At 72.1% G+C, this 13,486-nt stretch carries 13 protein-coding genes and 1 pseudogene; 7 read left to right on the top strand and 7 right to left on the bottom strand.

Going from position 1 to position 13,486, the window contains the following annotated elements; genetic code table 11:
* Positions 1-21: 21 nt before the first annotated feature.
* Both WMF26_RS29625 and WMF26_RS29620 read left to right on the top strand, forming a co-directional pair.
* Positions 22-348, top strand: coding sequence for a hypothetical protein (locus WMF26_RS29625; protein ID WP_437995427.1), 327 nt, complete (start codon positions 22-24; stop codon positions 346-348).
* A 1-nt stretch (position 349) separates the two neighbouring features.
* Positions 350-1,768 carry a hypothetical protein gene (locus tag WMF26_RS29620; RefSeq protein WP_437995426.1) on the top strand — a complete coding sequence of 473 codons (1,419 nt, stop codon included), beginning with the start codon at positions 350-352 and terminating at the stop codon, positions 1,766-1,768.
* Positions 1,769-1,857: 89 nt separating this feature from the next.
* Here the strand turns inward: WMF26_RS29620 and WMF26_RS29615 are convergent, their stop codons facing one another.
* Positions 1,858-2,601, bottom strand: coding sequence for an SDR family oxidoreductase (locus tag WMF26_RS29615; protein ID WP_437995425.1), 744 nt, complete (start codon positions 2,599-2,601; stop codon positions 1,858-1,860).
* A gap of 93 nt (positions 2,602-2,694) precedes the next feature.
* Here WMF26_RS29615 and sigJ point away from each other — a divergent pair, with 93 nt between their 5' ends.
* A complete protein-coding gene (sigJ, locus tag WMF26_RS29610) occupies positions 2,695-3,576 on the top strand; it encodes an RNA polymerase sigma factor SigJ (protein ID WP_437995424.1) in 882 nt (293 codons plus the stop codon).
* A 188-nt stretch (positions 3,577-3,764) separates the two neighbouring features.
* Here sigJ and WMF26_RS29605 read toward each other — a convergent pair whose 3' ends face one another.
* Positions 3,765-4,520, bottom strand: a complete 756-nt coding sequence (locus WMF26_RS29605) for a TetR/AcrR family transcriptional regulator (RefSeq protein WP_437995423.1) — start codon at positions 4,518-4,520, stop codon at positions 3,765-3,767.
* Between the two features lie 100 nt (positions 4,521-4,620).
* Between WMF26_RS29605 and WMF26_RS29600 the strand changes: the two genes are divergently transcribed.
* Complete coding sequence (locus WMF26_RS29600; protein ID WP_437995422.1) at positions 4,621-5,721, top strand: Gfo/Idh/MocA family protein; 1,101 nt, start codon at positions 4,621-4,623, stop codon at positions 5,719-5,721.
* 192 nt (positions 5,722-5,913) lie between these two features.
* Positions 5,914-7,362: a phospholipase D-like domain-containing protein gene (locus WMF26_RS29595; RefSeq protein ID WP_437995421.1), complete on the top strand. Its 1,449-nt coding sequence runs from the start codon at positions 5,914-5,916 to the stop codon at positions 7,360-7,362.
* A gap of 37 nt (positions 7,363-7,399) precedes the next feature.
* Here the strand turns inward: WMF26_RS29595 and WMF26_RS29590 are convergent, their stop codons facing one another.
* Entirely contained in the window at positions 7,400-8,341 is a 942-nt protein-coding gene (locus WMF26_RS29590) for a GlxA family transcriptional regulator (RefSeq protein ID WP_437995420.1), read from the bottom strand.
* Between the two features lie 264 nt (positions 8,342-8,605).
* On the opposite strand from WMF26_RS29590, the gene WMF26_RS29585 reads away from it, so the two are divergent.
* On the top strand, positions 8,606-9,382 hold the full coding sequence (locus WMF26_RS29585) for a glucose 1-dehydrogenase (RefSeq protein ID WP_437995419.1): 777 nt from the start codon (positions 8,606-8,608) through the stop codon (positions 9,380-9,382).
* Positions 9,383-9,403: 21 nt separating this feature from the next.
* Here the strand turns inward: WMF26_RS29585 and WMF26_RS29580 are convergent.
* A pseudogene (locus WMF26_RS29580) lies at positions 9,404-9,460 on the bottom strand (hypothetical protein); the annotation flags it as partial.
* Positions 9,461-9,657: 197 nt separating this feature from the next.
* Between WMF26_RS29580 and WMF26_RS29575 the strand changes: the two are divergent.
* Positions 9,658-10,806 carry a hypothetical protein gene (locus WMF26_RS29575; protein ID WP_437995418.1) on the top strand — a complete coding sequence of 383 codons (1,149 nt, stop codon included), beginning with the start codon at positions 9,658-9,660 and terminating at the stop codon, positions 10,804-10,806.
* 78 nt (positions 10,807-10,884) lie between these two features.
* Here the strand turns inward: WMF26_RS29575 and WMF26_RS29570 are convergent, their stop codons facing one another.
* The 3 genes from WMF26_RS29570 to WMF26_RS29560 form a co-directional block, all read right to left on the bottom strand.
* Complete coding sequence (locus WMF26_RS29570; protein WP_437995417.1) at positions 10,885-11,790, bottom strand: hypothetical protein; 906 nt, start codon at positions 11,788-11,790, stop codon at positions 10,885-10,887.
* Positions 11,791-11,866: 76 nt separating this feature from the next.
* Entirely contained in the window at positions 11,867-13,129 is a 1,263-nt protein-coding gene (locus WMF26_RS29565) for a DUF6688 family protein (protein WP_437995416.1), read from the bottom strand.
* A gap of 79 nt (positions 13,130-13,208) precedes the next feature.
* Positions 13,209-13,481 (bottom strand): hypothetical protein, encoded by a 273-nt coding sequence (locus WMF26_RS29560; RefSeq protein WP_437995415.1) that lies wholly within the window; start codon positions 13,479-13,481, stop codon positions 13,209-13,211.
* Between the last annotated feature and the right edge of the window lie 5 nt (positions 13,482-13,486).

Raw genomic sequence — 13,486 nt, 5'->3', positions numbered from 1 at the left:
CGGAGCGCGTAGGCTTCAGCCATGCCGGAGCGCCCTGCCTACGCCTACACGCTCCCGACCAGCGCGCAGGCCGACCAGGAGACCCGCGAGGCGGCGGCGCGGCGCCTCGTGGAGGAGCGACACGCCGGCCAGCGGTACGGCCAGCACCCGTACTGCGTGCACCTCGCCCAGGTGCGCGCGGTGCTCGCGGCGTTCGGCCACGGCGGCGCGCTCGGCGTCGCCGCCTGGCTGCACGACGCCCTGCAGGAGGGCTTCGAGCAGGCCCTGGCCGGCCTGGGGACGCGCGGATGTGGGCGCGGCTGCGGGCGGCGCTCGGCGACTGACCTGGCCTTTCGCCAGGAGTATTGAGGTGAAGGTGACACGCGGCTTCCTGGGTTCCCTCCTGCTCCTGCTGGCGTGCCAGCCCTCCGCTCCGGAGGGGGGAGAGAGGGCTGTCCTGGTTCCCGTCACGGATGCGGCGCGATGGACCTCGCATGCGGCCTGGCCCACGCAGACGCGGTACCGCCAGGTGGGAGAGTCCTTCCAGGGCACGGTCCATCAGCTCGAGGTGGACGAGGAAGGCCGCAGCTGGGTCATCCGGCAGGACTTCATGTCCCCGCATGACATCACCGGACGATGGGCGCTGGATGTGTATGCGCCCAGCGGACAGCGAGTGCTCACGCTCGAGCGCGAGGAGAACGTCGAGCCCTACCGGTTCGTGCGTCATCCCAGCGGCGAGCTCACGCTCTTCGAGCTGCAGCGCATTCCGGAGACGACCTCCTACCGACTGAGGCTGCGTCGGTTGTCCCCCGAGGGGCGGGTCCTCGCAGCGCGCGGCTTCGATGACCCGGGGCGCCCTGGTGAGTCGCGGGAGTATCTGTTGGACGAGGACGGTGTCGCAGAGGTGGTGGAGAGTCCCGCGCAGGAGCTGCGCTGGGAACGTTCCCGATCGGTACACCTGCGCGCGTTGGCCCTCGGGGAGGAGGCCGCCTTCATCCTCTGGTCCCACGGGGTGAAGCTCTATCGGCTCACGTCGGGGCTCGACGTCGCCTGGGACCTGCAGCTGATGCCGGGCCATGACTGGATGGATAGCTTGGCCGGCCAGGAGCAGCTCACGTTGGATGCGGAGGGGAACCTGCTCGTCGCCTGGAGCATGCATCGAAACGAAGCGGCGGCCTGGCGACAGCACTTCGGCCGTGAGCTTGCGTGGCGCGGCGGACGCGTGGACGTCCTCGTCCAGCGCATCGGTCCCGACGGCCGCCAGCACGCCGCCCAGCTCCATGGCAACGAGCATGACGAACAACTGGTGGGGATGGGCGTCTACCGGGGTGAGCTCCTCATCGGCGCAACGAGCCGTGTGCCCAAGTATGACCGCCCCAATGACACCACCGAGTGGGATCTCATCCTGATGCGTGCGCACATGGAGGATTGGACGTTGCTCCACCATCGCGTCATCGACTTCGCGCGGGAAGACCTCCCGTACGACTTCCAGGTGGACGTGGAGGGGCGTGCCTGGTTCGCGGGTGTCACGGATTTCCTGCAGGTGGACACGAACAGCTGGACGGAGTCCGGCCAGGGCATGCTGCTGAGGATGGATGCCCAGGGTGAGCGGGTGGAATCCCTCCTCCTGAAGGGGCCCCGACAAGTCATCGTGGAGCGTCTGGCGTTCGCTCCCGACCGAAGCGTGCGGTTCGCCGGAACGTATGACGGTCCCATCACCCACACGGACGACAACGATCCCTCGCTGGGGTTCGACCACGTGATGCTTGGCGTGGGCACGTGGCCCTGAGCCCCTGAGGGCGCCGACGCGCCACCTCGCCCCAAATACGCAGGGTCACGCGGAGCTCGCCGGTGACGTCGGATGCCGCGGTCGGTCGCTCACGCGCGCGCGAGCCACGCGTCGAAGCGGAGGGCTCCGAGGCGCGGGGCCGGGCCGGGGGTGAGCGAGCGGTCGTCGAGCAGCGCGCCGAAATACTCGGCCGCGGCGTCCGAGACGACCTTGCGCGGGTCCTTCTTCGCCGCGAGCCACCGGCGGCCGAGCTCGTCGAGGCCGAGCGGCTCGGGGCCGGCGAGCTCGATCATGCCGTTCCTGGGCGGCTCCTCCGCGATGGCTGCCAGCGCGGCCGCCACGTCGTCGGCCGCGATCGGCTGGAGGAGGGCGGGCGTCAGCGTGGCCGTATCGCCCTTCGTCGCAGCGTCGACGATCGCGTTGACGAACTCGAAGAACTGGGTCGCGCGCACGATCGTGTACGGCACCCCTGCCGCGCGGATCGCCGCCTCCTGCGCCACCTTCGCGCGCATGTAATCGCTCGTCGGCAGGCGATCGACCCCAACGATGGAGAGCGCGACGTGATGGCGGACGCCTGCGGCGGCCTCGGCGGGCAGGATCACGCCGGCCGCCCGCTGGAAGAAGCGCATCGCGGCATCGTCCTCGAACGAGGGCGCGTTGACGACGTCCACGACGACCTCGGCGCCGCGGACCGCCTCGGCGACGCCGGCGCCGGTCAAGATGTCGACGCCCGTGGAGGTCGACGCCGGTATAACCTCGTGGCCCTTCTCGCGAAGGATCCCGACCAGCTTCTTCCCGATGAGCCCGCTACCCCCGAACACGACGACCTTCATGACGATTCTCCTGGTTCGCGCATCCCGACCGGATGCTCCGTTGCGGGGAGGACCGGACAGCCCGCCGCCTTGTGACAGGTCGGAGCAAGAAAAGTGACGGCGCCCCGCGTCCCCGGAGGCCCGCAGCCTGCGGCCGACCCGTTCTTCGCGCTCCGGCCCCGGCTCCTCGGCATCGCGTATCGGATCCTGGGCAGCCGGGCCGAGGCGGATGACGTCGTGCAAGACACCTGGGTCCGCTGGCAGGCGACCGATCGGGCGACCGTGCAGGAGCCGACGGGGTTCCTGGTGACCGCCACCACGCGCCTGGCGATCAACGTGGCCCAGTCCGCGCGTGTCCGCCGCGAGGCGTACGTCGGGCCCTGGCTGCCCGAGCCGATCGACACGAGCCCCAGCGCGGAGCTCGGCGCCGAGACGCAGGAGGGGCTCGCCATGGCCGTGCTCGTGCTCCTCGAGAAGCTCTCGCCCACGGAGCGCGCGGTGTACGTGCTCCGCGAGGTGTTCGACTACCCGTACGAGGAGATCGCCGGGATCCTCGACCTCGGCGAGGCGAACGTGCGCCAGCTGCTCGTCCGCGCGCGGAAGCACCTCGCCGGCGAGCGTCGCGCCCCGGTCGGCGTCGAGCAGCAGCGGCGCCTCCTCGAGGGCTTCATCGCCGCCGCGCAGAAGGGGGACCTCTCCGCGCTCGAGCGCCTCTTCGCGGCCGACGTCGCGTCGATCACGGACAGCAACGGACGCGTGCGGATGGCGGCCCGCGCCCCGGTGCACGGCCGCGAGCGCGTCGCGAAGCTCGTCGCTGGCTTCGCGAGCCGTTTCTGGCCGGGCACCACCGTCACGTGGCTGGAGACGAACGGCCAGCCGTCCGTGCTCATCCGCCGGGACGGCGTCGCGGTGGCGTTCGCGGCCATCGACGCGTCCGCCGAGGGCATCGAGCGCATCTACTGGATGATGAGCCCCGAAAAGCTCGCGGCCTTCTAGTACCGCGGACAGAGCTCCCGCCAGGGATCTGCCTCGCGAGCGAAGAGAAATAAACGCAAAGGCACAAAGGCGCAAAGGCGCAAAACTACAAATCTTTTTGCGTCTTTGCGTCTTTGCGTCTTTGCGCCTTTGCGCCTTTGCGTTGAACTCTCTCTCCGGATCCCTGGCCGGACTTCTGGCGGGCGGAGCTATCGCCGCCTGACGGCGCGCGGGCGCTCGCCGCTGCTGCCCGGTGACGCCGCAGCGCCGCCTCGGCCGGCGGCAGGCGCTGGAGCGTCCTTGCGCGCCCGCTTGGGCGAGGCAGGCGCCTGCGGCGGCGCGGAGGGCGTCCGGAGCCCCGCGAGGAAGGTCGCCAGGAGGCGCTGCGCGCGCGCCGGGCCCTCGGGCGGCTGCTGCGCGGCGAGCGCGATGGCCGTCACCAGGCTCACGATGTCGTCCAGGTCGATGTCGCGCCGTATCTCTCCTGCTGCCTGGGCGAGCGAGAGCAGGTGGGAAGCCGCCTCCGAGGCCGCGCAGCACGCCGGCGAGCCGCCGTGGAACGCGACGCCGAGCGAGGTCGCCAGGCCGCGGTAGGTGCTCGCGTGCGCGACGAACGCCGCGATGAACTCCGAAAGCGCGTCGCCCGGCGACGCCGACCCCGCGAGCGCCTGGGTCTTCCGCGCGAGCGCGTGCAGCTGATCCTCGACGGTCGCGACGAGCAGCGCCTCGCGCGTGGGAAAATGCCGGTAGAGCGTGCCGATCCCGACGCCGGCGCGCCGGGCGACGTCCTCCAGCGACGCGTCGGCGCCGCGCTCCGTGAACACCGCGTCGGCGGCGACGAGGAGCCGCTCGCGGTTGCGCCGCGCGTCCGCGCGGAGCGGGCGTTGCGGCGCGCTCGCGCCGGCAGAAGACGGCGCGCTCGCGCCGGCGGACGGAGGCGTCGGGGTCGATCGCGCGGAGGGCATTGCAAAACGGAGGATCCCTCCGTATGTTAAACGGAGCAACCCTCCGGTTATAACGGAGCGGCCCTCCGGTTCGGCCGGAGCGGCCCATCGAGGAGCGACCATGAGCGGAATCAGGGGATCGAAGAAGATTCGCGTGGGGATCATCGGGGCGAGCCCGGACCGCGGCTGGGCCGTGGCGACGCACCTGCCGGCGCTGGCGGCGCTCGGCGGCGCATACGAGCTCACGGCGGTGAGCACCACGAGGCAGGCGAGCGCCGACGAGGCCGCGCGCCGCTTCGGGGCGCGCCACGCGTTCGACCGCGCCGAGCCGCTCATCGAGCACCCCGACGTCGATCTCGTCGTCGTCTCGGTCCGCGCCCCCGAGCACGCGCGGCCCGTCCGCGCCGCCGTCGCGGCGAAGAAGGACATCTTGTGCGAGTGGCCGCTCGGCGTCTCGCTCGCCGAGGCCACCGAGCTCGCCGGGGCCGCCGAGGCCGCCGGCATCCGCACGGCGATCGGGCTCCAGCGGCGCCTCGCGCCGAGCGTGCTCCACCTGCGCGAGCTGATCGCCGAGGGCTACGTGGGCCGGCTGCGCTCGGTGACGATGCACGTCGCGCTGCCGATGGCCGCCGCGCGGCGGCCGCGCGCCGACGCGTACGCGGCCGACGCGAAGAACGGCGCCCACGTGCTCACGATCGTCGCCGCGCACTTCCTCGACACGGTGCTCTCCGCGGTCGGCGAGCTAGAGAGCCTGTCCAGCGTCGTCGCCCGCCAGTTCGACGAGGCGACGGTGATCGAGACGGGAGAGGTCGTGCCGGTGACGGCGCCGGACCAGACGCTCATCGCGGGGACGCTCGTGGGCGGAGCGGTCGTGTCCGGCCATTTCGAGACCGCGAAGCGCAATGGTCCCACCCTGAACTGCACCTTCACGGGCACCGAGGGCGATCTCGTCCTGTCCCACGATCTGAGCCTCTCGGGCGCCCGCGGCGAGGGGCAGCCGCTCCAGCCGATCCCGACGCCCGAGCGCCTGTCCTGGATCCCCCGAGCCGGCCTGTCCGACGACGCGCACCAGATCGCGCAGCTGTATGCGGCCTTCGCCAAGGACCTCGCGGAGGGCACCTCGGTCGCGCCGACGTTCCGCGACGCGCTGAAGCTCCACCGGCTCGTCGACACGATCGCCGAGGCCTCCGCCGCGGGGAAGCGCGTCGCCTGGAAGGGCTGAGCGCGCCGCGCCGGCGCGTCGGTCGACGGCGGCCCGCGGCCTCAAGGGCGCCAGGTGTACGGCGGCGCGACCGTCACCTCGGCCGCCGTCGAGACGCCTCGCCAGTCGTTCGGCCGCGCTCGCCAGGCAACCCCCGCCACCGTCGACGCGGCGCGCGACGGGGCACGAAAACTCTGGCATTGAACGTGTGCCATGACCGCCGCTCGCGTCCCCGCGCGCATCCCCCCGTCGAACGCGCCGCTGCGCGCCGTCGCACGGCAAACCTTCAGTCGGGTCGCTGGCGCGCCGCTCATCGGCGGCAACAGGGTCGATCTGCTCATCGACGGGCGAGCGAACTTCGACGCATGGCTCGCCGCGATACGGGCCGCGCGCACCTCGATCCTGTTCGAGAACTACATCTTCGACGGCGACGCGCTGGCGCGCGAGTTCCGCGACGCGCTCGCCGAGCGCGCCGCGGCGGGCGTCCACGTCAGCGTGCTCCGCGACTGGTTCGGGTGCCTGTGCGCGTCGACGGACCACTTCTGGAGCCCGCTGCGCGCGGCGGGCGGGGAGGTCCGCACCTACAACCCTTTCAGCTTCACCAGCCCGTTCGGGTGGGTGGCGCGCGATCATCGCAAGCTGCTCGTCGTCGACGCCGAGGTCGGCTTCGTCTCCGGCGTCTGCGTCAGCGGCAGATGGCTCGGCGACGCGGCGCGCGGCGTACCGCCGTGGCGCGACACCGGCATCGCCGTGCGGGGGCCGGCGGTGCGCGCGCTCGCCGAGGCGTTCGCCGACAACTGGGCGACCCTCGGCGGAGGCCTCCCCGCCGACCTGCCCGTCCTCACCGACGTTCCGCCGGCCGTCGGCCCCGTGGACCTGCGCGTGGTGGCGAAGCTGCCGAGCACCACCGGGCTCTACCGGCTCGATCAGATGGTCGCCGCGCTGGCGCAGAGGACGCTCTGGCTGACGGACGCGTACTTCGTCGGCATCGCGCCGTACGTCCAGGCGCTGACCGCAGCGGCGCGCGACGGCGTGGACGTGCGGCTGCTCGTCCCGGGCACGAGCGACGTTCCGGCCATCGGCAGGCTGTCGCGGGCCGGCTATCGCCCGCTGCTCGAGGCCGGCGTGCGCGTCTACGAGTGGAACGGCTCGATGCTCCACGCGAAGACCGCGGTGGCCGACGGCCGCTGGGCGCGCGTGGGGTCGAGCAACCTCAATATCGCGAGCTGGCTGGAAAACTGCGAGATCGACGTGGCGATCGAGGATGAGGAGTTCGCCGGGCGCATGCAGGCGCAGTACGAGGAAGATCTCCGCGGCGCGACCGAGATCGTCCTCCACGCGCGGCGCCGCGCGGTCCACGACAGGCGGCGCCGCCCGCAGGGGGCCGGGACCGGGCGCTCCGCCGCGGGCGCCCTGCGCCTCGCCAACACCGTGGGCGCGGCGATGACCAACCGCCGTGTCCTCGGCGCGGCCGAGGGCGCGATCCTGCTCGGCGGGGCGCTCTTGCTCCTCGGCGGCGCCGCGGTCGCCCTGTACTTTCCGCGCCTGCTCGCCTGGCCGCTCGCCGTGCTCGCGCTCTGGTCCGCGATCAGCCTGCTCCTCCGGTACGTCACCCTCGCCCGCAGGGGCGAGGCTCCGGAGTCATCGCCGCGCGCGCCGTGACGCGATCGCGCCCGCCTCGCCCGCCGCCGGCTCACGATCAGCCGTCGAGCTGCCCGGCCGCGCGGCGGAGCGCCTGCGGCGGCTGCCCGAAGGCCCGGACGAACGATCGCCGCAGGCGCTCGCGGTTGCCGAAGCCGCTCTCGCGCGCGACCTCGTCGACCGAGAACCGGCCGGACTCCATCATCAGCCGCGCGGCCTCGACGCGCAGCCGCTCGACGGCCTTGGCCGGCGACTGCCCGGTCTCTTCGCGGAACACGCGGCTGAACTGGCGGGGGCTCAGGTGCGCGGCGCGCGCCAGCTGCTCGACGGACAGGTCCGCGCGGAGGTGCTCCCGCGCGTAGGTCAACGCGGTCTGGACGCGGTCCGACTTCGCGTCGAGGTCCAGCAAGGCCGAGAACTGCGACTGCCCGCCGGCGCGCCGGTGATAGACGACGAGCTTCCTCGCCACCATCCGGGCGACCTCGACGCCGAGGTCCGCCTCCACCAGCGCCAGCGCGAGGTCGATCCCGGCGCTCATGCCGGCCGAGGTCCAGATCGGGCCGTCGGCGATGAAGATGCGATCGTCGTCGACCGCGACGCTCGGGTGCTTCCGCTGCAAGCTGCGCGCGAAGTACCAGTGCGTGGTCGCGCGCCGGCCGTCCAGCAGCCCGGCCTCGGCCAGGACGAAGGCGCCGGTGCACATGCCGGCGATCCTGCGCGTCCGCCGGGCGGCGGCGCGAAGATAGCGCGCCACGCCCGGCGGGCCCGGCGAGCCCTCGGCGTCGCCGGCGACGAGCAGCGTGTCGAACGCGCGGCGCCCCAAGGGCGCCGTCTGGATCTCGACCCCGATCGAGGTCGCCACCGGCCCGCCCCGCTCCGACAGCAGCGTGAGCCTGTACTCCGGCGTCCCCACGTGACGGTTGGCCGTCTCGAACACGGTCGTCACCGCGAGGCTCATCGGGGAGAAGCCGGGGTAAACGATAAGTCCGATGGTCCTCATGGCGCACCCGTCCGCGACGACGCGGATGTCCTGAAATGTTGCATCTTCGACATGTCGGACATGCAGGCCGCAGGTTAGGTTCTCCTCCGTGGGCCGGCAACACCGCCGGCTCCCGTGGAGGGCGAACATGAATCATCGCGAGCCGGCGGCGCGCTTCGGCGCCGGCGCGGCGGCGTGAGAGCGGCGACCCCTCCCCGGTGACGGCGCGGAGCTCCGTCGCCGGTGGGGCCGAGAGCAAGAGACCTCGTTGACCTGGAGACCACCATGCGACTGAAGGGAAAGACGGCATTCATCACCGGCGGCAACAGCGGCATCGGGCTGGCGACGGCGCGCGCGTTCATCGCCGAGGGGGCGAGGGTGGCGATCACCGGCCGCAGCCAGGAGACGCTCGGCGCCGCGGCGGCCGAGCTGGGCGCGAACCTCCTGGCGATCCGGGCCGACGTGCAGGACATCCCGTCGATCGAGCGAGCGGTCGTCCGGGCGGTGGAGGCGTTCGGCAAGCTCGATATCGTGTTCGCCAACGCCGGTATCAGCGGCGCGACCCCGCTCGGCGAGACGAGCCTCGACGCGTTCGAGCGCATCGTCAGGACGAACCTCACGGGCGCGTTCTTCACCGTCCAGGCGGCCGCGCCGCACCTGAACGACAAGGCGTCGATCATCCTGAACGGCTCGGTGCACGCCGTGATGGGCATGCCGGGCCGGTCGGCGTACGCGGCGACGAAGGGCGCCGTCCGCTCGATGACGCGCGTCCTGGCCGCCGAGCTCGCGCCGCGCGGCATCCGCGTCAATCAGGTGACGCCAGGCGCCCACCGCACGCCGATCTGGTCGGACGTCGCGCCCGACGCCGCGGCGGCGTCCGCGCTCGAGGAGCGCCTCGCCACGGCGATCCCGCTGCGCCGGATGGGCGACGCGAGAGAGGTCGCCGCGGTGGTGCTGTTCCTGGCGAGCGACGAGTCGTCCAACGTCACCGGGGCCGAGATCGTGGTCGACGGCGGCATGACCGGCGCCCCGTTCGGCGCGCCGGTGCACGGCGCCCGCTGACCCCACGTTCTGGATCTCGGCGCTCTGCGAGAGGTGCTGCTCGGCCTGCGCAACGAGCTGCTTCATGCGCGCGAGATCGCCGGGAGCGCGCTACGTCAAATCGTTGCCCGATCGCGCCCACGACATAGGGCCCTTGACGTTCGATGCTGTTGCGTCGGAATAATCAAATGGAGCGCGAATCAGGTCCCTGACACGGATTCGACCCGCGCGACCGCGCGGTCGGGCACAGCGCGTTTTCTGGAGCCGCCCGGATGCGCTTTGGTTATTCTTCGGCCATGGCGAGCTTGCGGAGAACGGCGGGGCTCTGGGCGAGCGCACTGCTCCTGGCGACCTGGGGATGCGGGGGAACGACGATCCTGGAGCACGATGGCTCGGCGGCGGCCGGGCCTGACGATCCGTCGAGCTCGGGGACGCACGCGGGCTCGGGCGGTCACGGCGGCGGGCCGAACGCCTCCTCCGGCGCGTGCTCGGCCGGTGAAGCGCGCTGTAACGGGAGCTTCCGCCGCGAGACGTGCACGGAGGATGGCGCCTGGATCGAGACGGACTTCGTGTGCGCACGAACGGTGGCCGTGGATGACGACATCGGGAGCTACTGCGTCACCAAGGCGGACGGCGCGTATCGCTGCTGGGGATCGTCGGAGTCGAGCGACGCGGTCGCTGCCCCGCCGCTGCCCGACGAGATCTACCGGCGCGTCCAGCTCACGCGGCACGGGCTCATCGGGCTCACCGAGGATGGCCGCTTGCGGGCGGCCGAGTTCACGATTCCGGAGAGCCCTTCGCGCGTCGTCTCCTTTCGTCAGACGAACATGGGGGGCGACGTCGGGGTTTGCTCGCTCCAGTCCGATGGCGCGTTCGAGATGTTCCTCTACAATCCGCGCGAGCCGGACGGCCCCTCCACGCGCACCCGATCCGTGGAAGGCGGGCCATTTTCGCGCGTGTACTGCGCGTGGGAGGGTATGTACGCCGCCGTTCGAGCGGACGGCACCGTCTTGTCGGTCGTCGCTACGCCGCCGCCCGGCAACGACTTCGCGGAGCTCGCGATGAGCCTTGGCATCTTCTGCGGCCTCCGGACGGACGGCACCATCTCGTGTCACAGGCCACCCGCCGATAAAGTCGGCAACTTGGACGTGGGGCCGGACCTGCCCGCGTTCCCACCGGGACGCTATCGATCGATCGCCGCGACGGTCGGCGTCGTCTGTGCCATCGACGAGCAGGATGCCCTCGTCTGCAAGCGGTACGACGGTCGGGACATGCCGGTCCCTCCCGCGCGGTACGTGTTTGCGGAGGGCGGCTATAACGTGCTGTGCGCCGTGCGCGCCGACGGATCGACCGCCTGCTTTCGGCACGGCGGCGCGGGCAATCTCGATCTCGAGAACGTGAGCGACTTCGCTCCGGTCGAGCCGCCGCTGGACCCCGGCTGGTGAGCTGACGACGGATTCCAGCGCGCCGCGCGGCGAAGCGCCTCTATCAGCGTCATGATCCGCGCGCCGCGCGCGGCGCGATCAGTACCAGCCGCCGGCCGGCGTCTTGTTGTCGAGCAGCAGCCCGTCGACGGGACAGCCGTTGTCGTCGAGCGGCGGCCCGCATTTTCCAGTGTCCTCGAGGCAGTTGTACGTCTCGCAGTCCGGGCCCAGGACGCAGTCGCTGCCTTCCGGGAGCCGCGGCCCGCACGTCTCGGTCCCGAAGATGTCGCACCGGCCGCTGTCGCATTCGACGAACGTCTCGCACGCCGCGCCGTCGGGCGACCACGGCGCGCAGGTGCCCACCTCGGCATCGGAGTCCGGCTTGACGCAGTGCCAGTTCTCGCAATCGTGCTCGACGGTGCACTCTCCCCCGAGCGGCACCTGCCCCTCGAACACGTCGAAGAGGCAGAGCCAGTCGGCGTCGGTCGCGGCGCACCCGGCGCCGTTCAGCCGATCGACGCAGGCGCGCATCCTGTCGGGGTAATAGACGACGCGCCCCGCCGCGACGGACGCGCGCAGGGTCGGCAGCAGGCGCGCCTGCTGGATGCCGTACCTGAACTGCACGCAGGTCTCCTTCGACGTCGCGAGGAAGGGGTTGTCGAGGGCAGCCGGAGAGCAGCATTCATAGGAGAGGCGGCAGTGGAGCTCCGACTCCACCCTGACGAAGTCCTCGAGCCCGATCCCGCTGGGGTCGCTCCCATCGCCGCCGCAGCCGTGCAGCACGCCGCCGAGCGAGGCGGCGGCGCCGCAGACCATGTGTAAGAATCTGCGCCGGATCTTCGTCGAGCGAGCCGCCGAGGAGGCTCCAGCGCGATTCAATCTGGGTCGATGAACGTCCATGGTATCGAGGCGGATCTCCCGCGCTGGGCTCACGTCGAGCGCCGAGCTCACGTTGAAATAACCGAAGTCGTCTCGCGGCGTGCCGGCGATGCGCGAGGGGAGCACGATGCCGACGTCGTCGAGCTCGCCGCTGCACCCGTGCGCGAGGCGCCGCCCGTCGGCGGCAGCGGCGGCCCGGCGATCAGCGGTACATGCGGTCGATCCTCGCCTCGGGGGCGCGCGTGTCGAGCAGCAGGAGCGCCAGGTAGAACGCCCATTCCAGGGGCTTCATCGCGAGGTAGACGAGATCGGCGGCCCAGGCGGCGCGGATGTACCGGCTCACGGGCAGCCCCAGCCGGTCGTAGAGCCGGCGCGCCGCGCGTCCGAAGCGCGGCCAGCGCTCGTGCAGGAGATCCTCGAAGGCGTTGGCGATCGCGAGCTGGCGATTGACGAGGATCGGCGTGCCGCCCCGCCGCCCGAGCCGGATCGGGCGCACCAGCCAGGCGTGGCCGCGCGCCGCGACGGTGCACAGGTAATGGCAGTCGCCGGGGAGCTCGACGATCGGGAGCTGCGAGAGGGTGTATCCGCAGGTGCGGGTGAAGACCTGGAGCGCGGCCGAGGGATGTCCCAGCCAGGCGGCGTGGACGACGGCGTGGATCCCGAGGAGGACCGGGGAGGCGGCGAGGGCGCGCCAGAGGGTCGGCCGGTGGATGGCGGGCGGCGGCGGGAGCGGGACCTGGGGCGGTCCGGCGCGGTAGGCGGCGTCCGCGCCGGCGAGCGGGGCGGGGGCGCTGGCCTCGACGCCGCGCCGCACGAGGCGGGCGCGGAGCTCGACGGCGTAGAGGGCGATGGTGATGACCGGAGCGACGCAGGGGAGGAAGAGCGGCGGCACGAACAGGCCGGCGAGGACCCAGGGGCCGAAGTGCACGGCGAGGAGGGCGTGCAGGGCGAGGCCGAGGAGCAGGGCAGCATGGATGGCGAGCTCCGCGGGGCCGGGGAGCGCTGCGGGCCGGCGCCGCGAGACGGCGTAAGGGAGGGCGGTGAGGGCGTGCAGGGCGAGGAGGCCGTAGACCTCGGGCTCGGCGAGGGGCCGGAACGCGGTGGTGCCGGCGTCGCACGCCTGGACTTCGCACGCGTGGTTCGCGTCGTGGCTGTAGGCCAAGCCCCACGCGGGCAGGAGGACGAGCGCGAGCACCTCGGAGGCGATCTGGAAGGGTCGGCGGCCGCGGCGGCGGATGGCGCGGTAGGTCCACACCGTGAGGGCGAGCCACCCCGCGATGCCGAGCGCCACGGCGAGGACGACGGCGCCGCCGAGCTGCGCCAGCACGGTCGCGCCGAAGAGCAGCGCCGCGAGCAGGGGCACGCCGTAGCCGGTGGCCACGAGGGCGGCGATGGCGCCGTCCGCGAGGGAGAACGGCTGCTTGGGCGTGGGCTCGGGCGGCCCGGGCGGCGGCTCTTGCGACATGGGGACATCATGGTAATGGCGAAGGCCGCGAGAGATCCATCCGCCAATCCGTCCGGAGCTCCGACGCGTCCGCGGGCAGCTAGCGTTCCATGGCCGCCCGTCCAGGAAACGCCATGACCCGGAGCGTCAAGGCGCCGAATACGCCGTAAGCATGATCGGCTCGCGGCTCGGCCTCGGCCACACCGAAACGGATCGCGTCCACGCCCTCGTAGACCTCGCTCACCGTCCCCACGGAGAGGGCATCTCCGCCATCGAGGAGGTAATCGATGGCTCCATCGACGAGCCGCTCGGCGTCGTCTCCCTCGCTGCGCGAGGCCCTGCACTCGAGATCCGGGAGCGCGAAATGAGCCATCGAGC

The organism is Sorangium sp. So ce185, assembly GCF_051526825.1.
GTDB lineage: Bacteria > Myxococcota_A > Polyangia > Polyangiales > Polyangiaceae > Sorangium > Sorangium cellulosum_D.
This window is presented reverse-complemented; position numbering and strand designations above follow the sequence as displayed.

Excerpts from the sequence above, each read along its gene's own strand:
- WMF26_RS29625 (WP_437995427.1), top strand. The coding sequence starts at position 22 with ATGCCGGAGCGCCCTGCCTACGCCTACACGCTCCCGACCAGCGCGCAG.
- WMF26_RS29615 (WP_437995425.1), bottom strand. The coding sequence starts at position 2,601 with ATGAAGGTCGTCGTGTTCGGGGGTAGCGGGCTCATCGGGAAGAAGCTG.
- WMF26_RS29605 (WP_437995423.1), bottom strand. The coding sequence starts at position 4,520 with ATGCCCTCCGCGCGATCGACCCCGACGCCTCCGTCCGCCGGCGCGAGC.
- WMF26_RS29600 (WP_437995422.1), top strand. The coding sequence starts at position 4,621 with ATGAGCGGAATCAGGGGATCGAAGAAGATTCGCGTGGGGATCATCGGG.
- WMF26_RS29595 (WP_437995421.1), top strand. The coding sequence starts at position 5,914 with ATGACCGCCGCTCGCGTCCCCGCGCGCATCCCCCCGTCGAACGCGCCG.
- WMF26_RS29590 (WP_437995420.1), bottom strand. The coding sequence starts at position 8,341 with ATGAGGACCATCGGACTTATCGTTTACCCCGGCTTCTCCCCGATGAGC.
- WMF26_RS29585 (WP_437995419.1), top strand. The coding sequence starts at position 8,606 with ATGCGACTGAAGGGAAAGACGGCATTCATCACCGGCGGCAACAGCGGC.
- WMF26_RS29575 (WP_437995418.1), top strand. The coding sequence starts at position 9,658 with ATGGCGAGCTTGCGGAGAACGGCGGGGCTCTGGGCGAGCGCACTGCTC.
- WMF26_RS29565 (WP_437995416.1), bottom strand. The coding sequence starts at position 13,129 with ATGTCGCAAGAGCCGCCGCCCGGGCCGCCCGAGCCCACGCCCAAGCAG.
- WMF26_RS29560 (WP_437995415.1), bottom strand. The coding sequence starts at position 13,481 with ATGGCTCATTTCGCGCTCCCGGATCTCGAGTGCAGGGCCTCGCGCAGC.